The 23,612-nt window shown below is 55.5% G+C and carries 22 protein-coding genes; 11 read left to right on the forward strand and 11 right to left on the reverse strand.

Annotated elements, in window-relative coordinates; translation table 11 throughout:
- A partial coding sequence (locus BM347_RS16900) for a transposase (RefSeq protein ID WP_175498612.1) occupies positions 1–253 on the reverse strand: 253 nt, incomplete at its 3' end.
- Positions 254–481: 228 nt separating this feature from the next.
- Here BM347_RS16900 and BM347_RS16905 point away from each other — a divergent pair.
- Positions 482–1,408: a class I SAM-dependent methyltransferase gene (locus BM347_RS16905; protein ID WP_139226526.1), complete on the forward strand. Its 927-nt coding sequence runs from the start codon at positions 482–484 to the stop codon at positions 1,406–1,408.
- A 500-nt stretch (positions 1,409–1,908) separates the two neighbouring features.
- On the opposite strand, the gene BM347_RS16910 is transcribed toward BM347_RS16905, so the two are convergent.
- On the reverse strand, positions 1,909–3,042 hold the full coding sequence (locus BM347_RS16910) for a glycine cleavage T C-terminal barrel domain-containing protein (RefSeq protein WP_093917688.1): 1,134 nt from the start codon (positions 3,040–3,042) through the stop codon (positions 1,909–1,911).
- Positions 3,043–3,152: 110 nt separating this feature from the next.
- On the opposite strand from BM347_RS16910, the gene BM347_RS16915 reads away from it, so the two are divergent.
- Both BM347_RS16915 and BM347_RS16920 read left to right on the forward strand, forming a co-directional pair.
- Complete coding sequence (locus tag BM347_RS16915; RefSeq protein ID WP_093917689.1) at positions 3,153–3,638, forward strand: Lrp/AsnC family transcriptional regulator; 486 nt, start codon at positions 3,153–3,155, stop codon at positions 3,636–3,638.
- A 240-nt stretch (positions 3,639–3,878) separates the two neighbouring features.
- Positions 3,879–5,105 carry a GAF domain-containing sensor histidine kinase gene (locus BM347_RS16920; RefSeq protein WP_093917690.1) on the forward strand — a complete coding sequence of 409 codons (1,227 nt, stop codon included), beginning with the start codon at positions 3,879–3,881 and terminating at the stop codon, positions 5,103–5,105.
- 62 nt (positions 5,106–5,167) lie between these two features.
- On the opposite strand, the gene BM347_RS16925 is transcribed toward BM347_RS16920, so the two are convergent.
- Positions 5,168–6,409 carry a saccharopine dehydrogenase family protein gene (locus tag BM347_RS16925; protein ID WP_093917691.1) on the reverse strand — a complete coding sequence of 414 codons (1,242 nt, stop codon included), beginning with the start codon at positions 6,407–6,409 and terminating at the stop codon, positions 5,168–5,170.
- Between the two features lie 28 nt (positions 6,410–6,437).
- Entirely contained in the window at positions 6,438–7,532 is a 1,095-nt protein-coding gene (locus BM347_RS16930; RefSeq protein WP_093917708.1) for a carboxynorspermidine decarboxylase, read from the reverse strand.
- Between the two features lie 298 nt (positions 7,533–7,830).
- Here BM347_RS16930 and BM347_RS16935 point away from each other — a divergent pair, with 298 nt between their 5' ends.
- From BM347_RS16935 to phnE (BM347_RS16965), 7 genes are all read left to right on the forward strand, one after another.
- The gene (locus BM347_RS16935; protein ID WP_093917692.1) at positions 7,831–8,727 is read left to right on the forward strand and encodes a DMT family transporter; all 897 of its coding nucleotides are present in this window, start codon (positions 7,831–7,833) and stop codon (positions 8,725–8,727) included.
- A 226-nt stretch (positions 8,728–8,953) separates the two neighbouring features.
- Positions 8,954–10,732 (forward strand): CHASE domain-containing sensor histidine kinase, encoded by a 1,779-nt coding sequence (locus tag BM347_RS16940; protein ID WP_245764308.1) that lies wholly within the window; start codon positions 8,954–8,956, stop codon positions 10,730–10,732.
- Positions 10,733–10,745: 13 nt separating this feature from the next.
- Positions 10,746–11,177 carry a response regulator gene (locus tag BM347_RS16945; protein WP_245764309.1) on the forward strand — a complete coding sequence of 144 codons (432 nt, stop codon included), beginning with the start codon at positions 10,746–10,748 and terminating at the stop codon, positions 11,175–11,177.
- A gap of 561 nt (positions 11,178–11,738) precedes the next feature.
- Positions 11,739–12,695: a phosphate/phosphite/phosphonate ABC transporter substrate-binding protein gene (gene phnD, locus BM347_RS16950; RefSeq protein WP_093917695.1), complete on the forward strand. Its 957-nt coding sequence runs from the start codon at positions 11,739–11,741 to the stop codon at positions 12,693–12,695.
- 66 nt (positions 12,696–12,761) lie between these two features.
- A complete protein-coding gene (phnC, locus tag BM347_RS16955; protein ID WP_093917696.1) occupies positions 12,762–13,580 on the forward strand; it encodes a phosphonate ABC transporter ATP-binding protein in 819 nt (272 codons plus the stop codon).
- The gene (gene phnE / locus BM347_RS16960) at positions 13,577–14,377 is read left to right on the forward strand and encodes a phosphonate ABC transporter, permease protein PhnE (RefSeq protein ID WP_093917697.1); all 801 of its coding nucleotides are present in this window, start codon (positions 13,577–13,579) and stop codon (positions 14,375–14,377) included. Before phnC ends, phnE (BM347_RS16960) begins: the two co-directional genes overlap by 4 nt.
- Complete coding sequence (gene phnE, locus BM347_RS16965; protein WP_093917698.1) at positions 14,374–15,180, forward strand: phosphonate ABC transporter, permease protein PhnE; 807 nt, start codon at positions 14,374–14,376, stop codon at positions 15,178–15,180. The genes phnE (BM347_RS16960) and phnE (BM347_RS16965) overlap by 4 nt, the downstream gene beginning before the upstream one ends.
- Before the next feature lie 54 nt (positions 15,181–15,234).
- On the opposite strand, the gene BM347_RS16970 is transcribed toward phnE (BM347_RS16965), so the two are convergent.
- The 6 genes from BM347_RS16970 to rfbC all read right to left on the reverse strand — a co-directional run bounded on the left by BM347_RS16970 (position 15,235) and on the right by rfbC (position 20,169).
- The gene (locus BM347_RS16970; protein WP_093917699.1) at positions 15,235–15,750 is read right to left on the reverse strand and encodes a DUF421 domain-containing protein; all 516 of its coding nucleotides are present in this window, start codon (positions 15,748–15,750) and stop codon (positions 15,235–15,237) included.
- A 142-nt stretch (positions 15,751–15,892) separates the two neighbouring features.
- A complete protein-coding gene (locus BM347_RS16975; protein WP_093917700.1) occupies positions 15,893–16,726 on the reverse strand; it encodes a DUF2189 domain-containing protein in 834 nt (277 codons plus the stop codon).
- Positions 16,727–16,792: 66 nt separating this feature from the next.
- Positions 16,793–17,695: a glucose-1-phosphate thymidylyltransferase RfbA gene (gene rfbA, locus BM347_RS16980; protein WP_093917701.1), complete on the reverse strand. Its 903-nt coding sequence runs from the start codon at positions 17,693–17,695 to the stop codon at positions 16,793–16,795.
- 6 nt (positions 17,696–17,701) lie between these two features.
- The gene (gene rfbD, locus BM347_RS16985) at positions 17,702–18,568 is read right to left on the reverse strand and encodes a dTDP-4-dehydrorhamnose reductase (RefSeq protein ID WP_093917702.1); all 867 of its coding nucleotides are present in this window, start codon (positions 18,566–18,568) and stop codon (positions 17,702–17,704) included.
- Positions 18,565–19,602 carry a dTDP-glucose 4,6-dehydratase gene (gene rfbB, locus BM347_RS16990; protein ID WP_093917703.1) on the reverse strand — a complete coding sequence of 346 codons (1,038 nt, stop codon included), beginning with the start codon at positions 19,600–19,602 and terminating at the stop codon, positions 18,565–18,567. The genes rfbD and rfbB overlap by 4 nt, the downstream gene beginning before the upstream one ends.
- Entirely contained in the window at positions 19,603–20,169 is a 567-nt protein-coding gene (rfbC, locus tag BM347_RS16995; RefSeq protein WP_093917704.1) for a dTDP-4-dehydrorhamnose 3,5-epimerase, read from the reverse strand. It lies immediately after the preceding gene.
- A gap of 190 nt (positions 20,170–20,359) precedes the next feature.
- Between rfbC and mnmH the strand changes: the two genes are divergently transcribed.
- On the forward strand, positions 20,360–21,406 hold the full coding sequence (gene mnmH / locus BM347_RS17000; protein WP_093917705.1) for a tRNA 2-selenouridine(34) synthase MnmH: 1,047 nt from the start codon (positions 20,360–20,362) through the stop codon (positions 21,404–21,406).
- Here the strand turns inward: mnmH and selD are convergent.
- Positions 21,399–23,567 carry a selenide, water dikinase SelD gene (gene selD / locus BM347_RS17005; RefSeq protein ID WP_093917709.1) on the reverse strand — a complete coding sequence of 723 codons (2,169 nt, stop codon included), beginning with the start codon at positions 23,565–23,567 and terminating at the stop codon, positions 21,399–21,401. The genes mnmH and selD overlap by 8 nt on opposite strands.
- Positions 23,568–23,612 lie beyond the last annotated feature (45 nt).

The following is a 23,612-nucleotide window of genomic DNA, read 5'->3' on the forward strand; positions in this document are numbered from 1 at the left end:
CGACCATCTGCAACAGGCTCTGAACAAAGCCGGTTGTTTGTATCAAGGGCATCCCAAACAAAACTTTCATGGTCAGACAGGTCTGGATCGCGGCATCGCTGAACTTGCATTGGCGACCACGCCTGCCGGTCGGCGGCGGTGCCCAAGTCATCTCAGGATCAAACCAGATCGCTAACGATCCGCGCTGCCTCAAGCTATCATTGTATGACGACCAATTCGTGGTCTTGTATCTCGTGGGTGCCCAACTGCTCATGCCTTCCAGCTATCATACTGGATTCACGCAGTGAATCCCTGACGGGATTTGTGCAACAAAGCCGCTTGCATACGAGGTGAAAGACAGGCTTAAGTCCATTTTCCCAAAATGCCGCTTTGCAGTGAAGGTCAGTTACTACTAATCAATGCTTTGCTTATAGTTCTTGCAATTAAGATATCAGTGCCGCTAATTAGAAACGGAAGTTATCAAACATTGGAGATACCGACCTTGGGCCTTCGTACATTCATTGCCAAATCCGTTGAAAAGAAGTTAGCACCAAGGTTCAATTCGATTGAAGATAGATTGTTACAATACGAAGAAGATAGATTGTTACAATACGAAAAAGAATCAGACCCTAAGCTGGGCGATGAGGGTTCCCATCCTTTGGTGCAGTCGCGGGATGATGATCGTTTCTTCAGGGAAAATCTTGTTCAAACCTTGGGAAAAAAAGGATTATGCCTCGAGATCGGTGCCTACTTCCGTCCCATAATTACAGGGGAGAACGCCCGGTACTTTGATGTTTTTGATGCACAAGAGCTGAGAGAGCGGGCGAAACGAGACCCTGACCCAAATGTGACCGAACATTCAGTTCCCGATATTCACTATACCGATCCCGACGGCGATATTTCGATCATCAAAGAGACTTTTACTGACGTCGTGACGTCCCATTGTATCGAACACCAGCCAGATCTTATTGCGCATCTGGAAAAAATATACGACCTTCTCGAGGACGGCGGGCGGTACGTCGCAATCGTACCGGATAAACGCTACTGCTTCGATCATTTCTCTCCGGTTACGAGCCTCGGCAATGTCCTGGAAGCGTCTTTTGAGCAGCGCGAACGCCACTCCCTTTCGTCAATAGTAAACTTGTATGGCACGAGCACACACAATGATCCGACACGGCATTGGCGCGGCGATCACTTCGACGAAGGCTATCACGCAACTATTACGCAAAGAGCACAACACGCATTGACCCTGTATGGGCCCTCAAATGGGTCCTACGTGGATTGTCACGCTTGGTGTTTTACACCGGACAGTTTCGCCCAAATTTGTAGCACCTTGTATCAAATGAAAAAGATCCGTCTCCGTCTTGAGGCTGTGGGTGATACTCGCGTTAACACGCTGGAATTTAGTGCAATTTTCAGGCGTGATTAACGTCTATTGGTGACCTAACATCTTTTACCGAGATGACGACACTGCGCAGGTGAGGTTAAGTCACTCGCTATCCTGCCGTGTCAGCGATGCTGTTAGCACGATCAAGTCGTGGTCCCGTTTAGTCGCAGGCGAAAAGAGAGGATGCTTCTTCGAGGCGAGGTCGTCTTTAGGTAGGGACGAAAATTCCCTATCTAACGTAAAATCTGCTACACACCGAAGCGTAATATTCTAGGTATTTGACGACCGGTAGCTGTGTCCGCTCTGCCGACCTTCACCCGCCGAATGTGCTGTATCTTGGCGAAATTCGTCCGTCCGTTTCAGTCCCATGGTCTGTCCCTTTGTTGTACTAAATGCTATCAAAGGGGTGGCCTCAAACCGGACGTTCGCCCTATTTGATGATTGTTCCCGACTTGGTCACGATCATCAACATGTCTGGGAAGGGGCTTGGTCGTCACAGCCGACCCGCTTTTTGGCTGCCGGGGAACAAACGAGGAGAGCTTTTATGGCACCTTCTCTTTCGTGAATGGCAAGTCTGTGACCGTGACCTTACGGGAGGCACCATCCTGAACGATCATCAAATCTTGGCGGTCATAGTCGTTGGCTGTTGAAATCATTCCGACACCGATGTTTCGGTCAAATCGGGGCGAATAGATGAAGTCGCTGAGCAGGCCGACGACACGGCTATCGCTGGTTTTAATGTCCAATTGATGTGCGCAGTTTTCCTCGGCCGTACCGGATAGGAGAAAACCCGCGCGCAGTCGCGCAGGCCCTTCGTCTTTGATCTTTCGAAGGGCTGCTTTGCCGACAAAGCCCGCCTCGGCATCAAAATCGACAAGCTTGCCCAGAGAAATCTCGAAAGGGTTGCAGGGGTTTGTTTGCAAGCGCCCATCGGCACCGTAAGAGACCAGACCGCTTTCGATCCGCTCAAGGTCATTGGGGGCACCGGGGCGGATGCCGTAGGGCGCACCTGCCGTTTTGACGATGTTCCACAAATCAGATCCGCGCGCGCCGTCTTGGAGGTAGAGCTCAAACCCGCCTTGCTTGGACCAGCCTGACCGCGCCAGCACCAATGGAATGTCCTGCAATTGGGTTTGCTTGAACCCAAAGTACTTCAAATCTTTCACCCAGTCGCCGAACAAATCAGCAGTCACGGCTTCGGCCTTGGGCCCCTGAATGGCCAGCGGCGATACGTCCGGCTCGAACACTCGTACATTCATGCCGCGTTCCGCCGCGATGGCGCTGGCCCACAGCGCGATATCACTATCCGCGATGGACAGCCAAAACCGGTCGGGGGCCAACATCAGCAGCACCGGATCATTGATCAGATTGCCGGCGTGGTCGCATATCGGGACATAGCGGCCTTGGCCCACCTTGGTTTTCGTGATGTCCCGTGTGGTAATGTATTGCACCAATTTGGCTGCATCTGGCCCTACGATTTCGACCTGCCGCTGGGCCGCCACATCCCATATCGCGACGCCATTCATCAGGCTGTCATACTCGGCATCGGGATCGCCGAAATGCGCGGGAATAAACATGTGGTTGTAGACGGAAAAACACGCCACCCCATCCGCGACAGTGGCATCAAAATAGACCGATTTTCTGTTATTTGGGCCAATGCCGATTTGATATGTCACGTGGGTATTCCTTACTGTCTACGTCATCCGTTTTCACCGGGACCATATGGCTATTTACTGCAGTATGTGGTCAAAATAACCGATATTTTGGCGAAATCTTGCAGGCGAATATGGATCCACTTAACATTCGAATAATCGAAGCGCTGCAAAAGCGTGGAAATCTGACCCATGCGGAACTGGCGGATATTGTAGGGTCGACGCCTTCTACCTGTTTGCGACGCGTGCGTGAGCTGCGCAAATCCGGCGTTCTCGCCCAAAGCACCTACCTTGCCAGTGCCGCCAAGTTAGGGCGGGGGCTAAAGGCCCTCATCACCGTCACCACCCGCGATCACACGCGGCGCGACAGGGACGCACTGGCCAAATCAATCAAAGCCGAGCCTGCCATCTCGTCTGCTTATGGCGTCACGGGCGAGCTGGATGCGATATTGATCGGCAATTTTCATGACATGGTTGAGTATCAAGAGGTCTGCGACAGGCTTTTCGATGGTGATGAAAAGGTGGTGCGATACACGACGCATTTTATTTCCGAAACCTACAAGGATCAAACGGCCATTCCCTGCGATATTCTTCGCGAGCAGGCTGGGGCAGGGGGGTGAGGACAGATTTGAGGACGTGCAAAAAATACTTGAATAAAGCCGCCACGACCCCGCGTGGGTGGCACTTTATTCCAGGGGTGGTGGTTTGGTCCCTCGTAAATCTGCATCCGGTCAGGGCCGGCGGCCAAGCCACGCTTAATAAGTGTTAACATTTCGCTGGCATCCGCGAATTTTCCCACATATTTTTGTCACCAACGCGGTCAACGGATCGGACAGCCATTATACTTGCGAGGGTCATAAATGAGCGAGCAGCCACCACAAACGTCTCTGGTTCAAGACCATCAGGCATACCTAAAAGGCTCCCATGATTTTCAGGTGGATATTGAGCGGTTGGTCAAGAGCGACCTTGTGCAGACGATCCTTGAAACCGTCATGTTGGCGACGAATGCACGCTTTGCCGCCGTGGCACGCGTCACCGACGACCGGTGGGTCGCATGCCGTTCTGTGGACGAGGTGAATTTCGGCATTGCGGAAGGCGACGAGATCGAGATCCAATCGACGTTTTGCCAGACTGTTCGGGATACCGGCGACGAAGTCATCTTTAACAATGTTGCGACCGACAAGGTTTATCGCGACGATCCCATCGCTGCGAAATTCGGCATCGTCAGCTATGCCTCCGTGCCGATTTACCGCAGTGATGGCAGCTTTTTCGGGACGCTATGCGCTATCGATACCGAACCGCGTGATCTGGGCGGTTTGCGGGCCCATGCGATGCTAAAGATGTTTGCCAATCTGATCGGGCGCAGCCTGTCGGCAGAGGAACGGATCGAGGCGCAAGAGCTAGAGCTGGAGCACGAGCGCAAGCTGGGGCAAATCCAAGAGGAATTTGTCGCAATTTTGGGGCATGACCTGCGTAATCCGGTTGCTGCATTTGCATCCGGTCTGCGGCTGTTGGGCAAAGAGCCGATGCCGGATAAGGCACGGTCGACGCTGAACCTGATGCGCGCGCCTTTGCACCGCATGAACGAGCTGATCGATAACCTGATGCTACACGCGAAATCGCGGCTTGGCGGCGGGATCAACATCCGTTCGACCGAAGACGCGCCTTTGGCCGTTGCCGTCACCGAAGTCGTCGACGAAATTCGCGCCGTGGCCCCGGACCGCCAAGTCGAGCTGGACTTGCGTTTTGACCGACCGATCACCTGCGACGCATCCCGGATTGCGCAAGCTGTTTCGAACCTGTTGTCGAATGCAATGTCACACGGCGCACCGGGAACGCCGATCAAAGTGGTCGGCGAATGCAGTGCTGGTCAGGTCATCATCAGCGTCGCCAATCAGGGGCAGGAAATCCCGGCAGAGCTAAGAGAGAACCTGTTCCGTCCCTTCCAGCGCGGTCGGACTTCAGAGGGTGAGGGCCTTGGCCTTGGCTTGTACATCGCTTCGACCATTGCGCGCGCGCATGGCGGGGTGATCGCGGTTGATAGCAACGCGGCGGGCACGGTGTTTTCAGTTCAACTGCCTGGTTAAGCCGTCAAACTGAAACATTCGCACCCGCCGTTATACGCCCGTGTGAACCAGCGCAGGGTGACCTAGGCGCGGTTCCATTCCCTGTCGCCCTTGGCGTCTTTGACGCGCGTGGGCAGACCGATGTTATCAAGCAAGGAAAAGAGCGGCTTGGGGTCCAGTTCCTCTACGTTCATCATGACGCCTTGGTCATAAGTGCCATCGGCGATCAGCATCGCCACGGCCACCGGCGGAACGCCCGCTGTGTATGAAATACCCTGGCTGCCGACCTCGTTATAGGCGTCCTTGTGATCGGCGACGTTATAGACGAACACCTCGACCTCTTTGCCGTCTTTGATGCCTTTAACCAGATCACCAATACAGGTTTTGCCCGTGTAATTCGGGGCAAGGCTCGACGGGTCTGGCAATACGGCCTTGACCACTTTCAGCGGTACAACCTCGAGACCCTCGGCTGTGACGACCGGCTGTTCGGACAGCAGCCCAAGGTTTTGCAGGACCGTAAAGACGTTGATGTAGTGATCGCCAAAGCCCATCCAGAAACGGATGTCAGCCTCGGGATAGTTTGCGGCAAGGGAATGCACCTCGTCATGGCCGGACATATAGGCCTTTTGTTTGCCCACAACAGGCAGATCCCATTCGCGACCGACCTCGAACATCTTGTTCTCTTGCCACGCGCCTTTCTGCCAGCTGTAAACGGTGCCAGTGAATTCGCGAAAGTTGATCTCGGGGTCGAAGTTAGTGGAAAAATATTTGCCGTGGTCACCGGCGTTGATGTCGACAATGTCGATCGAGGTCACTTCGTCCATGAACTCATCCACGGCAAAGCGAGCAAACGCATTGACCATGCCGGGATCAAAACCGGCACCCAAAATCGCGGTGACACCGGCCGCGGCACAATCCTCGCGGCGCTTCCATTCATAGTTGCCGTACCACGGCGGGGTTTCGCAAATCTTGGTCGGGTCTTCGTGAATAGCGGTGTCGATATAGGCGGCACCGGTTTGAATGCACGCCTCAAGCACGGTCATATTCACAAAGGGCGACCCCACATTGATCACGATCTGCGCGCCGGTTTTGGTGATCAGCGCCGCAACCGCCGCACTGTCCATTCCGTCAACCTGATGTGCATCAAAAACGCCGTCCTGTTTCATCGCCGCCTTGTCGTGAACGGTTTGAATGATCTCTTGGCACTTTGACAGGGTTCTGCTTGCGATATGCAAATCGCCCAAGACATCATTATTTTGCGCGCATTTATGGGCCACAACCTGTGCAACACCGCCTGCGCCGATGATCAGAACATTACGTTTCATATATTCAAAAGACCTCTTTTTAATGGGTTCAGGACAGTGCCGCGGCAAAGTCGTCATAGTCAAAGTCGCGCACCATGCGTGTGGTTCCATCAAGCTCGCGGATTGCGATGCTGGGCATCTTGACGCCGTTGAACCAATTTTTCTTGACCATTGTGTACCCTGCAGCGTCTTGAAATGAAATGCGATCCCCGGCCTTTAGCGGCGCGTCAAATCGGAACTCGCCAAAGATATCGCCGGCAAGGCAGGATTTTCCGCAGATCATCCATTGGTGGTCGCCCACGTTCGGGGTGACCTTTGCAGGCTCGCGATAGATCAGCAGGTCCAGCATATGCGCCTCGATAGAACTATCAACGATTGCAAGGTTTTTGCCGTTATGCATTGTGTCCAGCACCGTCACCTCAAGCGTCGCGGCCCCGGTGATCGCGGCTTCTCCGGGCTCAAGATACACCTGTACGCCATAGGTCTCGGCAAATGCCTTCAGGCGCGCTGCAAGCTGGTCCAGCGGATACCCTTCGCCGGTAAAGTGAACGCCGCCACCCAAGCTGATCCAATCCATGTCGTGGATCAACGCGCCAAAGCGGTCTTCGATCAGGGTCAGCATCTCGTCGAAACGCTCAAAGCTGTCGTTTTCACAGTTGTTGTGAAACATCAAACCGCTGATTTTGTCGCTGACCTTGGCGATCTCTGCAGGGTCATGTTCGCCCAACCGGCTAAAGGGCCGAGCGGGATCGGCCAGATCGAATTCAGATGTGGAAACACCCGGATTTACCCGCAACCCGCGCACATGCCCTTGGGATACGCTATCAAATTTCGACAGCTGACCGATAGAATTGAAAATTACCTTGTCAGAATGGGCCAGCACCTGATCAATCTCGTGATCTGCATAGGCAACCGAATAGGCATGGGTCTCGCCCGGAAATTTTTCGCGGCCCAAGCGCACCTCGTACAGCGATGACGAGGTCGAGCCGTCCATATATTCAGACATGAAATCAAAGACCGACCACGTGGCAAAGCATTTCAGTGCAAGCAGGCATTTAGCCCCTGAGGCCACACGTAGGTGGGCGATCTTTTCCAGATTGGTCAGGAGGTTGGATTTGTCGATCAGGTAATAGGGGGTCTGCACAGCAAAACCTTTCATTGGGTCCATGTCGTGCGCCTGGGCGCTGAGCCGAAGGAAATATTGGAACATCAAATGAATGATGTGGCGATATGGTACGTCGTCTGCCGCTTTTCGAAATGGGCCTTTAGCGGCTCTGCCTGAACAACGCAACGGTGAAAACTGTTCAAACGTCGCAACCATTGCATCCATGCGCATGGTGGGCACCGTCTTTTCTAAGGGCATGCCCTTGCCTATGGGGCGGTCGAAATCTACTGCTAGGCCCACGACCCCTTATTTCCCCATCAGGTCAGACACAGCGCATATGCCAATTACCCTTCCTGCCAACCTCACCGGCTATGCCGCCGCGTGGAGCATCGTATTTGTTTGGTCTTTTTGGCTGATCGTCAGTCGGGTCGCCAATAACAGCGGCTTAACGATCTATGATCTGGCCGCGTTCCGCTATGGTCTGGCGTCGCTGGTGGCTGTGCCGCTTTGCCTGTACTACAAGCCGTGGCGGGGGCTGAGCCTCGCAAAGATCGCGGTCGTCTCATTCATCTTGGGGCCGATCTATATCCTGACCGTCTTTTCCGGCTTTAAATATGCACCTGCTGCGCATGGCGGCATTTTCATGAACGGATTGCTGCCCCTGATCAGCATCATTTTCGCAGTCTTTATCACGCGCATACGCCCCAGCTTTCGGCAATTGCTTGGGGCTGGCTTGATCCTTGTTTCCGCCGTTGCGTTGTCCTTCGACGCCACTGCCACCAGCGGAGAGAACGCGTGGGTTGGCGACATATTGTTTCTGATTGGCGCGCTGTTTTTCTCGTCTTACGTCATCCTGTCCGAGAGGTGGCAGCTAAGTGCGATGCAGATTATCTTCTGCGGAACGATTGTGAATGCGGTGCTTTATCTGCCGATCTGGGCGCTTTGGTTGCCGTCGGGCATCGCCACTGCGCCCATGGGCCCGCTGGTGCTGCAAGCCATCTATCAAGGCTTTGTACCGAACCTGATCGGTCTTCTCTTTATCGCATATGCCTCGCGGACAATCGGCAACGGAAACACGTCTTTCATCCTTGCGGCGGTGCCGGGGGGCGGGGCCATATTGGGGGCGCTGATCTTGGGCGAAAGCCTAAGCTTGATCGGTGTCTTCGCACTTGTGGTTCTAACGGTCGGGCTGCTGATCAGCGTCCGCAAACGTAAACCGTTGGCGGTCCAATAGATCAAGGTCAGTGCCGCGAATGCCGGACCTCATAACGCCTGCACGTTTTCGATGATCTGCGCAGGCAGGCAACATTTTTGCTATTTGCTATTAAGTCAAATTTTAGCGTTGCAACGTGGCCATTCACAGTGCGGCACTGCCGAGTTTTCACCAAAAGTTAAGACCAACCTTGGATGAATACCGCACCAAATTCAGCCGTCTCAACTTTTGTTCAAGGGTGCACAGTGTGAACACTTCAGAACCCCATGTGGGGGGCGTTTCCGTTTTACATATTACCATCGTGCTGATGTCTTTGGCGATGACGATTGGCGCATATCTCTACTCAAGGCATCAAGTGGATCTACAGGTTGAAAACCGGTTTCACGCAGCCAAGGATCGTACAATTGGCCTGATTGTCGATCGCATGTCTCGTTATGAAGACGCGTTATGGTCCGGTGTGGCGCATGTTGATGCGCTGGGTGGGCAGACCACGCGTTTCGATTGGAAGGCCTTTGCGCAATCCTTGAAAATCAGGGAGAGATACCCCGGTGCAAACAGCTTTGGCGTGATCACCTACGTCAAAAGGGGAGATTTCGCGCGATTTCAAGCGGCGCGCGCCGCAGAAGGGCCTGATTTTGCGGTGTACCCTGAGCATGATCAAGACTTCATGCTACCGATCACCTACATCGAACCCGAGGATATAAACGCCGCCGTTGTTGGTCTGGATGTGGCCCATGAAACAAACCGCAGGGCGGGCGTCATGGCCATCCGTGACAGTGGTGCTGCCCGGATCACGGGGCCGATTTTTCTAGTACAAGACAGCGGTAAAACGCCCGGGTTCTTGTTTTACGCGCCCTTTTATCGTGGCGGAAAACCACAAACCTTGGAGGCAAGGCAGGACCGTTTTGCCGGTGTCGTTTACGCGTCATTCGTCGTGCGTAAATTGGTCGAGGGGCTGTTGTCAAAAGACTTGCGCAATGTCCGGTTTAGCATCCAAGACAATGACAAAATAATCTACGATGAACATAGCGTCGAAGATGCGTCACAAGACGACACTCCGATGTTCTCTGAAACGGTTACGCTTGATATGTACGGGCGCAACTGGGTTCTGGATATCCGCACAAATAAGACATTTCGGCAAGAGAACGGGTCGGAGCAGCCGATGCTGATCTTGATTGGCGGATTGATCATCGAAATTTTGATATTTTCGTTGTTGGTGATGCTGGCGCGTTCCAACCGTCGGGCACAGAACTACGCAGGCGAGCTTACCGTGGATCTGCGCGCAAAAACCAAGCACCTTGAACAGGCAAATGCTGAAATTGAACAATTCGTGTATATCGCGTCCCATGACCTGAGGACGCCCATCCGTGGAATCGGGTATCTCGCTGACGTGATCGAAGAAGACCTTGAGGAGATCTTTGGCCCCCTTGATGACCGCGCTGAGATTAAGGCGCAATTCAAGATGATCCACGAGCGGGTTAACCGAATGAATGATTTGACAAAAGGCATTATGGAGTTTTCCCGCATCGGCAACTACGAAGCAGAGACCCCGCCCAGCATGAACCTTAAACGGTTGATCGCTGATTGTGTGGTAGATCTTGGTGTTGAGAAGCCTCAAATACGGCTGTCCTCTGAGGTCGATCAAATTACATGTGACAGCCATAATTTCAGACGCGTTTTTGAAGGTCTGATCACCAATGCGTTCAAGTACCATCCCGACCCAAGCACAGCACAGATCGACGTAAAGATCGAAGATCAGGGTGACCGGTTGAAAATTTCCGTCAAGGACAACGGCAATGGGATTTCACCGGAATTCCATGGCAGAATATTCGATGTTTTCCAGACGCTTCGCAAAGGAGAGGAGCCGGAAAGCACGGGCATCGGATTGGCTATCGTTAAAAAAGCCGTGCAGCGCCACGGTTATAATATCGGCGTGGCGTCATCGGAAAAGGAAGGCGCAGAGTTCACGTTTTTCTGGCCCAGCGGCGCGCTCTCCCAAGACCCCGCGTTGAGTGAAGTGGCATAATATGACACGGCAGATGAACATCCTTTTAGTTGAAGATAACCCGCTTGATGCAATGATCGTCGAGCGGACGATTTCAAAAGTAGCGCCGGGCACTGTTGTAGAGCGTGCCGAGGATGGAATTGAGGCATTGGAGGTGATCAAATCTGGATCGCTGCCTGTCCCGTTTATGGTTTTGCTGGACATAAACATGCCAAGGATGAACGGGCATGAATTCCTGAAAGAACTGCGATCAAACAGCGGTGCGCCAAGCAGTATTGTTTTCATGTTCACGACCTCAGATAGCGTGCAAGACATCGACAAAGCCTATGCTGAGCACGTGAATGGCTATATTGTGAAGCGGCCCAATAAAGAGGGCATCAAAAACGCCCTAGAAACCCTGCAAAGCTATTGGACGACATGCGAACTGCCATGCAGACCAGACGGGCGGCGGCTTAATCTGGTGTGAGCAGGCGAGACGGTTTTAAACAGCGCTGATTTGGTCGCATAGCTGTGATGGCTTGGGTGACATAATCTGTTTAGCTGCGGGCTATATACGGTCCCAAACATACCGCTCTGATTAAGGCAGCTCCGGCTCGCATGGCCAAGAGGCTACGTCAAAATGCACACTCCCCAAACACTTCATATTCATTGAGAACTAACTGCCTTTGTCGGACTTTCGGGGCAACTGGTAGTTAGGGTGTTGGGGGGATTATTTACCCTGACAACTCGCAGGTTACCAATCCGCTTTCCCACCAAAAGCGTCGTATTTTGTTGACACATTGATGAATGGCAGCAAGGATTGCCGCTAGTACACCTTGCCGAGGAATATGAAAGTTTTGTAAAATCAACGATTTAAGCGCCGCTAACGTTTGACAAGTGCTCTGATGCAAATGTAATTAATTTTGCGTGAAACACCTGACAGATAGCCGCGTCGAAGACCTTAAAATCAAGGGGATAGACCGGATATGGCTGCCAAAAAGATCGGGCTCTGGCAGGGCGTTGGGAAGAATACTTTTAGGGAGAAACCATGACATACCTCAAACAGGCCGCCTCTGCTGTGGCGCTATTGGCGACGATGACTGCACCCGCGTTTGCCGAATTCACATTAAGCGATCGCTATACCGACGCGGATGGCGATTTGATCGCTGATATTCCGGCAGATGCCGCTGATCAGATTGATCCGTCGACGCTGATTTTTGCTTACACCCCGGTTGAAGACCCTGCGGTTTACGCCGAAGTTTGGGCCGGTTTTCTGGACCACATGAGCGAAGTAACAGGCAAAAAAGTGCAGTTCTTTCCGGTTCAATCCAACGCGGCCCAGATCGAGGCGATGCGCGCTGGGCGCTTGCACGTTGCGGGATTTAACACAGGGTCAAACCCGTTGGCCGTGGCCTGTGGTGGCCTGCGTCCTTTTGCGATGATGGCGGCGGCTGATGGATCGTTTGGCTACGAGATGGAAATCATTTCGTATCCCGGCTCCGGCATTGAAAAAATCGAAGACATCAAAGGGAACAAGCTCGCCTTTACCTCAGAGACATCAAACTCTGGCTTCAAGGCACCATCTGCGATCCTTAAGGCCGATTTCAACATGGAAGCGGGCCGCGATTTTGAACCTGTGTTTTCAGGCAAACACGACAATTCGATCTTGGGCGTTGCGAACAAAGATTACCCCGCTGCCGCCATCGCGAACTCTGTCCGTGCGCGCATGGTTGAGCGTGAAGTGGTCACTGATGATCAGCTGACCACATTGTATACCTCGCAAACATTCCCGACGACAGGCTATGGCGTTGCCCATAATCTGACACCGGAATTGCAGGCTAAAGTGAAAGAGGCGTTCTTCTCGTTTGATTGGGAGGGCTCTGCTTTGGAAGAGGAGTTCGGCAAGAGCGGCGAAGCGCAGTTCATCGAAATCTCGTTCAAAAAAGATTGGGAAGTGATCCGCAAGATCGACGATGCAAACGGCGTCGTCTATAACTGCCAGTAACTTTTTAAAAACCAACCAAGACAGGCGGGCACAAAGGCCCGCCTGTTGCATTTCGGAGCGTTCAGAATGCTGAAAATAAAAAACCTGTCGAAAACCTACAAGACGGGTGACACGGCCCTGAGCGATGTAACGCTCGAGATTAACAAAGGTCAGCTTGTCGGGCTGATTGGTCCATCGGGTGCAGGGAAATCCACCCTGATCCGCTGCATCAACCGCTTGGTTGAGCCAACCTCGGGCGAGGTGTGGCTGGGGGATGTGGACCTTGCCCAATTGGGGCGTAGCGAGCTGCGCCATCAGCGTCGCCGGATCGGGATGATCTTTCAGGAATATGCTTTGGTTGAACGTTTGACCGTGATGGAAAACGTGCTGTCCGGGCGGCTGGGCTATGTGCCGTTTTGGCGCAGTTGGTTGCGCCGCTTCGAGGCCGAAGACATCCGCCGCGCCTATGAATTACTGGACCGTGTTGGGCTGTTGCAGCATGCGGATAAACGGGCCGATGCCTTGTCTGGGGGCCAGCGTCAGCGGGTCGGGATCGCCCGCGCCTTGATGCAAACACCTGATTTGTTGCTGGTGGACGAACCAACCGCCAGCCTTGATCCGAAAACCAGCCGCCAGATCATGCGTCTGCTGACCGAAATTTGCGCCGAACGGGGCTTGCCTGCCATCGTCAATATTCACGATGTACCGCTGGCGCAGTCCTTTATGGAGCGTCTTGTCGGTCTGCGCGCAGGTACTGTGGTATTTGACGGCCCGCCCACGGACCTGAGCGAAGATGCCTTGACCGAAATCTATGGTGCAGAAGACTGGAACACCATGCGCCCCGGCGATGACGACGAAAGCGAAGGTCCGCTCGACGTTGAACGGGCAGCCGAGGTTATGGCATGAGCAGCTATCCCGGCACATGGCGGCGGCCACCACAAATTGTGTCAGACAAACGTGTTCGGTTGGCCCTGCAACTGGGCGTATTGCTGTATCTGGTGCTGGCCCTTGGATCGGTGGAGGTGAACTGGCAACGCGTTTCCGAAGGGTTGGAGCGCGGACAACGATTTGTCATGGGGTTCCTGCAACCTGATTTCAGCAGCCGCTGGAAGGACATCAGCCAAGGGTTGATCGAAAGCCTGACGATGACCTTGACGTCGACGGTCGTGGGCGTGCTGGTGTCGATCCCGTTTGGCATTGGTGCTTCGCGCAATATCGTGCCGCGTCAGGTCTATGTGTTTTGCCGCGCTGTCATTGCCATCAGCCGTTCGTTGCAGGAACTCATCGTTGCGATTTTCCTTGTGGCGATGTTCGGCTTTGGTCCCTTCGCCGGCTTTTTGACGCTGTCCTTCGCTACCATCGGTTTCATCGGAAAACTGCTCGCGGACGAGATCGAAGAGATCGACGAGGCGCAGGTCGAAGCAATCCGGTCTACCGGTGCATCGTGGCTGCAAATGCTGAATTATGCGATCCAGCCACAGATCATGCCGCGTTTGATTGGGTTGTCTTTGTACCGTCTGGATATCAACTTTCGTGAAAGCGCGGTGATCGGGATCGTTGGTGCGGGCGGCATCGGTGCCACGCTGAATACGGCGATCGACCGGTACGAGTATGACAGTGCCGGGGCCATCTTGTTGATCATCATCGCCATCGTGATGGTGGCGGAATACAGTTCAAGCTATCTGCGGAAGTTCCTGCAATGACCCAAACATTACCTCGTGAATGGGCGCACCGCGCCCCCGCCCAACGGGCGATCCTGTGGCTGGGCTGGTTTGCTCTGGTGGCACTGTTTGTATGGTGCTGGCAGATCATGTCCCAAGACACGATCTGGGCCTTTGTTTGGGATGCTCCCGATCAGGCGTTGGATATTGGCGGTCGCATGATGCCCCCGAAATGGGGTTATCTGCCGCAATTGATGAAACCATTGTGGGACACGTTGAATATCGCGACCTTGGGCACCATCGGTGGCGTAATTATTGCGATCCCGGTGGCCTTTCTGGCGGCGCGGAACACGACCCCGTCGACCACTTTCCTGCGGCCGATTGCATTGTTCATCATTGTGACTTCACGGTCGATTAATTCGTTGATCTGGGCACTACTGTTGGTGGCGATTATCGGGCCGGGGTTGTTGGCCGGGATCCTTGCCATTGCGCTGCGATCCATCGGTTTTGTCGGCAAACTGCTCTATGAGGCGATCGAGGAAACGGACGCGCGCCAGATCGAAGCGATCACCGCAACCGGTGCCGGGCCTGCGCAGGTGCTGACCTATGGGATTGTGCCTCAAATCCTCCCCGCATTCTGGAGCATCTCGGTCTTCCGCTGGGACATCAACATCCGCGAGAGCGCGATCTTGGGGCTGGTCGGTGCAGGTGGGCTTGGCCTGAAGATGAACGCATCCTTGGCCATTCTGGCATGGGATCAGGTGGTTGTGATCCTGTTGCTGATCCTCGCCACTGTGGTGCTAAGCGAATGGGTATCGGCGCAGGTACGCAAGGCAATTATCTAAACCGCAATCTCAGGTGGCGGGACCAATACGCCACCTGAGATAACCCACCAAAGCCTAATTCGCTGCGACATCTTTAAGGATGATCTGATCCATCTTGCCGCCATGCAAGACAGACACGTCGCCCGTGGTTTCCAAAATTGCGGCATGCACGGTGGACAGGTCCAGCGCGTTTGCATTGCGAAGCTTGGCGATCAGATCGCTTTCAGACACACGTGTCGCGCGCAGTGCGTCATACAGGATCACGCCGTCGCGCATCAGAAATACGGGCGTGTTTTCCAACAGATTGGCGACCATTTGGCTGCGTTGGCGAAGGATCGATGCGACAAACTGCACAGCGAAAAGACTGGCCATCGCGGCCAGAATTTGGGCAAGCCCCGTCCATTCGCTGGCTTGGGATGCGCCGGCCAACAGTGACCCCATGGCAACCGTCATGACGAAGTCGAAATTGGTCATCTTGGAAAATGAGCGCAACCCGACGATGCGTACCAAAAGGATGACCCAGCACAGGGCGAAAACGCTTAGAAACCCGCCGCGGGCGATGGCGTCCAATATGGTGTTATCAAAAATCACGTGTCTACTCCTTGTAACTGTGGCCCCGCGCGCTGCGTCATCTAGGGCTTGAAAAATGGCGGCAAGGCGAAACGCCGCGCATCACAGGATGTAGGGCACCGCGCCGAAGCGGCCAGAGCAGGATCAGAAACTGTCGTGCAAATCAGGTTTCCCGACGCGGGGGCTGTCCCGCTATTCCGTCGGTCGGAACGATCAAGAGATGATACAGGTGCCACGTGGCATGTCCCAACAAGGGTAGGACGACAAACAATCCTAGAAACATGGGCGCAAGCGATATCAATGTCAGAACGGCAATGAACGCAGCCCAGCCCAGCATCACCCCCGGATTGTGGGTGACATAGCTGAAACTCGTTGCCATTGCCGTGATGAAATCCACCTCGCGGTCCAGCACCATGGGAACGGCCAGAACCGTGATCATGTATAAAAGCAGCGCGAATATTGCACCAACGATGGTGCCAACGGTCAACATGGCCAACCCGTTGGGTGTTAGAAACACGTCGGGCGAAGATGAAATATTGGACATCGGCGAGAGCCCCAAAAACAGCGCGAAGATCATATGGCCCAGAAAAAACCAGAATAGAAAAATCACGATCGTGATGGCACCGATCATCGGCAATGATCGTTTTCGCTGCCTTAGGACAACGCTCAAAACGGCTGACGGGCTGGGGTATTGCCGGGCCTGTAATCTGCGCGACACCTCGTACAGGCCCACAGCGATGAACGGGCCAAGCAGGGGAAAGCCGAACACGGCAAGCACCAGCCAGAAGGTGGTTCCGGTGCGCCATGTGATCCATGCCATGGCCCAGGCCGCGATGACATAAACAGCAGCAAAGCCCAACCCGAACAGCGGCGCGCGTCGCAAATCTGCCGCCCCCAGTCTTAACGCATGCACTAGGTCAGAGACACTGACAGCGCGGAATTCGGGCGCACCCGGGGACGGTATCCTACTGCTTGCCACGTCGTTCACGGTTGTCATGCTCCTCTTGGTTTTAGTGGACCAAGAGTGACAGCCTGCACGCGCAGGTCTTTGACGTGGATCAATCTAGAAACGGCCGCGATTGGGCTGGCTGAGTAAGCCTTTGAGATATCTCCCATAGTCGTTCTTCTTGAACAGCGTCGCTCTTTCCTGCAATCCGGCTTCGCTAATCCACCCCTGATTATACGCGATCTCATCGGGGCTGCCGGTTTGCAGGCCTTGCCGCGTCTCCAGTGTCCGCACAAAGTTACCGGCATCCAGCAAGCTTCCGTGCGTTCCGGTGTCGAGCCAGGCATATCCGCGCCCCATGCGTTGGACGTTCAGCGACCCGTCTTGCAGGTAGGTTTCAAGCAGCGTCGTGATTTCCAGTTCGCCACGTGGCGATGGTTTGACGGTCTTTGCGCGCTCGGACGCTGTGTTGTCGAGATAATAGAGCCCGGTCACCGCATAGTTCGATGGGGGCACGTCGGGCTTTTCGATGATCTGACGGGCGTTGCCGTTCTCGTCAAAATCCACCACGCCGTAACGTTCGGGATCGGAAACGCGGTAGCCAAAGACGGTGCCCCCTGTGGTTTGTGTGTCGGCTTGGGCAAGGATATCAGGCAGGCCGTGGCCAAAGAAGATGTTGTCACCCAGAACCATCGCAGAGGGCGCACCGTCGAGGAAGTCTTCGGCCAGCAGATAGGCCTGGGCTAATCCGTCGGGGCTGGGCTGTGTGATATAGGTCAAAGACACGCCCCAGTGGCTTCCATCGCCCAAAGCACGCTTGAACTGTTCGGCGTCCTGCGGCGTGGTGATGATCAAAATCTCGCGGATACCGCCCAGCATCAGCACGCTTAGCGGATAGTAAATCATTGGCTTGTCATAGATCGGCAGCAGCTGTTTCGACACGGAAATAGTGATCGGATAGAGACGTGTGCCTGAACCACCGGCGAGGATGATACCTTTGCGGTTGGGGGTCTGGGTCATGTGAAATCAGTCCTTAGAAGCATCAAGTTGGTTTAAAATGTGGGCCAGACTGGTGCGCCAATCCGGGCGGGGAATGCCAAAGTTGGCCTGCGTCGCGCTGCAATCCATCCGCGAATTCAGCGGGCGTTTGGCGGGGGTAGGGTAGTCGGAAGATGGGATATTGGTAACGGCGCAGGAAATTTGCGCCGCGTCGAAAATTGCACGGGCGAACTCGGCCCAGCTGGTATCAGGCGTTCCCGAAAAATGGTAAACGCCTGATTTTTCTGGCTCTGATGCAAGAGTTTTGGCAATGAGCACGCAAGCCTGTGCGATTTCGGCGGCACCCGTGGGCCCGCCGATTTGGTCGGCGACGACGGTCAGCGCATCACGTTCCGCCCCAAGGCGCAGCATGGTTTTGACGAAATTGTTGCCATGGGCCGAGACCACCCAAGAGGTCCGCAGCACGCCATAGCGCCCGCCAGCCTCTTCAATCGCGATCTCTCCATCCCGTTTGGTGCGGCCATAGACACCCTGCGGATCGGTGGCGTCGGCGGGTTTCCAAGGCGTGTTACCTTCGCCAGAGAACACGTAATCAGTCGAGATCGACACAAAAGGGATGTCGCGGGCGGCGCAGGCGCGGGCCATGGCACCGGGGGCCTGCGCGTTGCTCAGATGGGCGATTGCCTCGTCGCTTTCGGCTTTGTCTACGGCGGTGTAGGCGGCCGCGTTGATCACGGCGTCGGGGGCGTGGGCGTCAATCGCGGCGGCGCAGGTGTCGGGGGCAGTCAAATCTGCATCCGCGCGGGCAAGGGCGGTGATCTGAACGTCGGCACCATCAAGCGCGCGCAGCTCTGTCGCGACCTGACCACTGTGGCCAAATACGAGTATCTTCATGCGGTGCCCAACCGTTCGCCAACACCTTGACGGTTTTGCAAGGCGCGCCACCAGTCCTCATTCTCGAGGTACCAATCGACCGTTCGCGCCAACCCTTCTTCGACCGTGACCGAAGGCTGCCAGTTCAGCTCTGCCCGTATGCGTGTCGGATCAATGGCGTAGCGTTGGTCATGACCAGGGCGGTCGGCGACAAAGGTGATCAGGTCGGCATGGGGCGCGGCGCTCGGGTGCCGGTCATCCAGCAGGGCGCAGATCATCTTGACCAGATCCAGATTGCTGACCTCATTTTCGCCGCCGATGTTATAGCTGCGGCCCAGTTCGCCCTTGGTAAGCACGGTCAGCAGCGCATCGGCGTGATCTTCAACAAACAGCCAGTCGCGCACATTCGCACCGTCACCGTAGACAGGGATCGGTTCTCCGGCCAGCGCCTTGAGGATTACGACGGGGACCAGCTTTTCGGGAAAATGAAACGGGCCGTAATTGTTCGAGCAGTTCGTCATGATGATTGGCAAGCCATAGGTCTCGCCCCAAGCGCGCACCAAATGGTCGCTGGCGGCTTTAGATGCGGAATAAGGGCTGCGCGGATCATAAGGCGTATCTTCGGTGAACTGACCGGTTTTACCAAGAGAGCCGAACACCTCATCCGTAGAGATGTGATGAAACCTGAACCCCTCCGGCTTGCCGGCCCCTTGCCAATAGCTGCGCGCGGCTTCCAGCAGAGTGTAGGTGCCGGTCACATTCGTCTGAATGAAAGCGCCCGGCCCGTCAATCGACCGGTCCACGTGGCTTTCAGCTGCCAGATGCATCACCGCATCGGGCTGATGGGCCGCAAAGATCCGGTCCATCGCATCGCGATCGCAAATATCGGCCTGCTCAAATGCGTAAAGCGGGCTGTCCGCTACGCTCGCCACGTTCTCAAGGCAGGCCGCATAGGTCAGCGCATCGAGGTTCACAACGCTATGCCCCTGCGCCACCGCAAGCCGTACCACAGCCGAGCCAATAAACCCTGCGCCACCCGTTACCAACAACTTCATTTATACATCCTCAAACGTGAATGGACTGTCGAGATCAGCCAAAGAAGGCGCATCTGCATCCTTTTCTGACAAAACCGGAGGCGTCGTTCCCAGCCCCCAATCGATCCCAATATCGGGATCATCCCACGCAATAGCGCCTTCAGTTTCCTTCGCGTAGTAATCCGAACATTTGTAAATGATCTCGGTCTCGGGTGCGCGGGTGACAAAGCCATGGGCAAACCCTGCAGGTACCAATAGCTGTTTGCCGTTCTCGAAACTCAGTTCTACCCCGAACCATTGCCCATATGTGGGCGAGCCTTTGCGAATATCCACAGCCACATCAAACAACGCCCCGCGCCCGCAGCGCACCAGCTTGTCCTGCGCATGAGGGGGGGCCTGAAAATGTAGACCTCGAATGGTGCCTGGCGTCATCGACAAGGAATGATTGTCTTGCACGAATTGCGTGGCAATACCGTGCTCGGACAGCGCACGCGCGCTGTAGCTTTCCGAGAAAAAACCCCGATGGTCCCCGTATCGCGATGGTGTGATCACGACAACGCCGTTAAGTGGGGTTTGTTCTATTTGCATTCTAAAAGTACCCTTGCACATTGTATCTCTTGCAAGCTGACTAGCTAAAATAGCAGTAACTGTCGATTGCTTGCGCTAAATCTTAGCCCTCCATACGTATCGGCACTGAACGCTGGTATGCAAGCCCTTGTAGGAGGTTGGGCGCTGGACGTTACTTAAAGTTGAGGCACCCTAGTTGTGAAAGCATATAATGAAATTTCTTTGCCTAAATGACCTGCCTGACGTCGCCGCCTGTGGGGCGGATACGATCATTGACGTGCGGTCCCCTGCTGAATTTGCCCATGATCACATTCCTGGTGCGATCAATCTGCCGGTTTTATCGGATGACGAGCGTGTGACGGTCGGGACGATATACAAACAAGACAGCGCCTTTATGGCGCGTAAGATTGGTGCCGCCTTGGTGGCGCAGAACGCGGCGCGGCATTTGATGGGGCCGCTGGCGGATAAACCGGGTGGATGGCAGCCCTTGGTCTATTGCTGGCGGGGTGGGCAGCGGTCGGGGTCGTTTGCTACGATCCTGGATCAGATCGGCTGGCGGGTACAGCTTTTGCATGGCGGGTATCGCAGCTATCGGCGGCTGGTGGTCGCTAAAGTCTATGACACTCCGCTGCCCCACAAACTGACCTTGATTTCAGGCGGGACGGGTACGGCGAAAACACGCCTGCTGCATCATATGGCCCAAGCTGGGGCGCAGGTTATCGACCTTGAGGGCCTGGCCAATCATCGGGGATCGCTGTTTGGCGTGCGGGCAGGGGGGCAACCCTCACAAAAGATGTTCGAGACGCGGCTTGCCGCGCAGCTGGATCGTATGAATCCGGCCCGTACTACGTGGGTCGAGGCGGAAAGCAGCAAGATTGGGGCGCGGGTGGTGCCATCGGCCCTGTGGCATGCGATGCGCGATGCCCCGCGGATCGAACTGCGGGCACCGATTGCCGCGCGTGCCCGGTTTCTGGCGACCGCCTATGCGGATCTGACCGAAGACAGTGGACGGCTGCATGGCCAGATTGATATGCTCCGTCCCTATCATGCCGCCGACGTTATTGCGGCGTGGCATGAACTGGCGGATCAGGGTGCGTGGGAGGCATTGGCCGCCGGGTTGATGCAAGCGCATTATGACCCGCGCTATGCCAAATCCATGGCGCGCTCAGTCGCGGCAGATCAGGTGATCACGCTTGATACTCTAGAGGACAGCACCCTCGCGCAGGTCGCCAAGGAATTGACTCCGCGCGTTACGTGATCGTGACCGTGGGCAAGCCCCTTTGAAGCCTGCCGATTATCCAACCCTGCAATCCCTTGTTCTGCAGCTCGCTCAGGGCGTTCTCGGCCACAGCTTGGGGCATGGCAGCCAATAACCCACCGGCGGTCTGGGGGTCATGCATCAACGGATCATCAATCCCTTGGGTCGGCGCATTCTTACGGTTCGCAGGTAAAAGCGAGGAGGCGGCACCAGCGTCAGACAAGGTGCGCGCGCCCTTGTAAAACGGAATATCCGACTGCGTCAGAACCGCGCCCAGACCCGACGCTTTGCATATCGCGAGCACATGACCAGCCAAACCAAATCCGGTCACATCTGTCATTGCATGGGCATCGCGCAAGATTTCGGCTTGCTGTGATTGCGATTGCTCCATGATGGCCAAGGCATTGGCAACCTCGCGGCCGCTGGCGGTACCTTCCATATGCGCGGCCATAATCACACCGGACCCGATTGGACGTGTCAGCACCAAGACGTCATCCGGGTGCGCGCCAGCAATGCTGATCGGCATCGTGTCGCGGGTACCGGTCACGGTGAACCCAATCGTCAGCTCTGCCCCCATCGTGGTATGACCACCAACTAAACTGGCACCAGACGCGTCAAAGACTTTACGGGCCGTGTCAGTGATTTCGCGCAGGGTGCGTGCCTGAAGGGCCGGGGACATACGCGGCAGGATCAGGCTGGACAGGGCAACTTGGGGCGCGGCGCCCATCGCCCAAATATCACCCAAGGCATGAACCGCCGCGATACGTGTCATCTGCACCGGATCATGGACCATGGCGCGCAGGTGATCGGTGCTAAGCACCTGAAACCCACCGCCCGGCATTTTGACGATTGCAGAGTCATCCCCCACACCCGTCACGATCTCAGGGTTTGTGGGATCAGCAAGGCCCGACAGAGCCTCGGCCAATGGCGCGCCGCCGACCTTGGCCCCGCAGCCACCACAGAGCGGTTTGTCTTGCATGATTTCACGCGTACCAAGGGCTGCGACGTCTGGAATCTTGACCGGTTTCATCTGCGGCAGGTGATCAAGCTTGTCCATAAACGCGCGATCAATGCGGTCCTTCCAGCGCCACAGCAGCGGGCCGGAAAATGCGATCCCGAATTTTTCTGCCATCGCAGATTTACTGCCCAAGGAGATCAGCTTGAGATAATGCTTTTGCGGTTTGAACGTCTTACGGGTGCCGCCCGTCAATGCGGCACGTAAGTTGTGATGCAATACCGGCGCGGCACGGACGGCAAAGACACCCGCCTTGGGGCGCGGGGCAAACGGCATTGCGGCGCAGTCGCCGACCGCGAAGACAAACCGGTCGCCCTTGATGCTAAGATCGGGGGTCGTCTCAATAAACCCGTCGATCAGGGGCAGGTCTGTGTTGGCCAGCCACCGGTGCGGAAATGCGCCTGCGGCACCCACTGTCAGTGCCGCTGCGACTGGGTCGTGCTCTTCGAGTCGCACCTGTGTTGCCTCAATAGCGGTGACGCGAGCATCGGTGCGCAGGGAAATTCCTGCCTGTGACATCGCGCGCATCAGCTTGCGCCGTGCCATATCGCCCACACCTGATATCTGCGACCCTGCCTCGATCACGGTGATTTCGGGGGTGGCACCGGCTTGCTGTAACGCATGTGACATGGCCAGCGCCAGCTCGCATCCGGCAACCCCGCCGCCGATGACGGCCACGTTAGGGTCAATCGATCCGTCCCCGACTGAGGCCACGAATTCGCGCCAGCGCTGCGCGTAGACATCCAGCGGCTTGGCCCCGACGGCATGATCATCAAATCCGGCGATCGACATTTCGGCTGTGATACCAATGTCGATCGACGCGACATCATAGGCGATCTGGCCTTGCCCCTCGACCGTGATCAGGCGGGCGGTTCGGTCAATATCAGTCGCATGGGCCAAAATCAGCCGTGCGCCCGCGAAACGGCACAAGCGCACCAGATCAATCTCGAGGGTGTCGCGGCTATAATGACCCGCCACATGTCCGGGCAGCATACCAGTATAGGGGGCGGTTGGGCCGGGGTTGATGACCGTCAGCCGCGCGCCAGGCAGCGGGTTCATCCCCCATTTGCGCAGCACCAGCGCATGCGCATGTCCGCCGCCCACCAACACAAGGTCTTGGGTCAGGGGAACATCGGGCGTATTCATGTTGCGTGCTTTCTGGATCAGGGCTGGGGCCGTCATATCGCGTTG

The organism is Sulfitobacter marinus, from assembly GCF_900116285.1.
Taxonomy (GTDB): Bacteria; Pseudomonadota; Alphaproteobacteria; order Rhodobacterales; family Rhodobacteraceae; genus Sulfitobacter; species Sulfitobacter marinus.

What these genes read in the sequence shown, in the direction of transcription:
- BM347_RS16915 (WP_093917689.1), top strand. Translation starts at nt 3,153, where the DNA reads ATGGATCCACTTAACATTCGAATAATCGAAGCGCTGCAAAAGCGTGGA.
- BM347_RS16920 (WP_093917690.1), top strand. Translation starts at nt 3,879, where the DNA reads ATGAGCGAGCAGCCACCACAAACGTCTCTGGTTCAAGACCATCAGGCA.
- BM347_RS16925 (WP_093917691.1), bottom strand. Translation starts at nt 6,409, where the DNA reads ATGAAACGTAATGTTCTGATCATCGGCGCAGGCGGTGTTGCACAGGTT.
- BM347_RS16935 (WP_093917692.1), top strand. Translation starts at nt 7,831, where the DNA reads ATGCCAATTACCCTTCCTGCCAACCTCACCGGCTATGCCGCCGCGTGG.
- BM347_RS16945 (WP_245764309.1), top strand. Translation starts at nt 10,746, where the DNA reads ATGAACATCCTTTTAGTTGAAGATAACCCGCTTGATGCAATGATCGTC.
- phnD (WP_093917695.1), top strand. Translation starts at nt 11,739, where the DNA reads ATGACATACCTCAAACAGGCCGCCTCTGCTGTGGCGCTATTGGCGACG.
- phnC (WP_093917696.1), top strand. Translation starts at nt 12,762, where the DNA reads ATGCTGAAAATAAAAAACCTGTCGAAAACCTACAAGACGGGTGACACG.
- phnE (WP_093917697.1), top strand. Translation starts at nt 13,577, where the DNA reads ATGAGCAGCTATCCCGGCACATGGCGGCGGCCACCACAAATTGTGTCA.
- phnE (WP_093917698.1), top strand. Translation starts at nt 14,374, where the DNA reads ATGACCCAAACATTACCTCGTGAATGGGCGCACCGCGCCCCCGCCCAA.
- BM347_RS16975 (WP_093917700.1), bottom strand. Translation starts at nt 16,726, where the DNA reads ATGACAACCGTGAACGACGTGGCAAGCAGTAGGATACCGTCCCCGGGT.
- rfbA (WP_093917701.1), bottom strand. Translation starts at nt 17,695, where the DNA reads ATGACCCAGACCCCCAACCGCAAAGGTATCATCCTCGCCGGTGGTTCA.
- rfbD (WP_093917702.1), bottom strand. Translation starts at nt 18,568, where the DNA reads ATGAAGATACTCGTATTTGGCCACAGTGGTCAGGTCGCGACAGAGCTG.
- rfbB (WP_093917703.1), bottom strand. Translation starts at nt 19,602, where the DNA reads ATGAAGTTGTTGGTAACGGGTGGCGCAGGGTTTATTGGCTCGGCTGTG.
- rfbC (WP_093917704.1), bottom strand. Translation starts at nt 20,169, where the DNA reads ATGCAAATAGAACAAACCCCACTTAACGGCGTTGTCGTGATCACACCA.
- mnmH (WP_093917705.1), top strand. Translation starts at nt 20,360, where the DNA reads ATGAAATTTCTTTGCCTAAATGACCTGCCTGACGTCGCCGCCTGTGGG.
- selD (WP_093917709.1), bottom strand. Translation starts at nt 23,567, where the DNA reads ATGAATACGCCCGATGTTCCCCTGACCCAAGACCTTGTGTTGGTGGGC.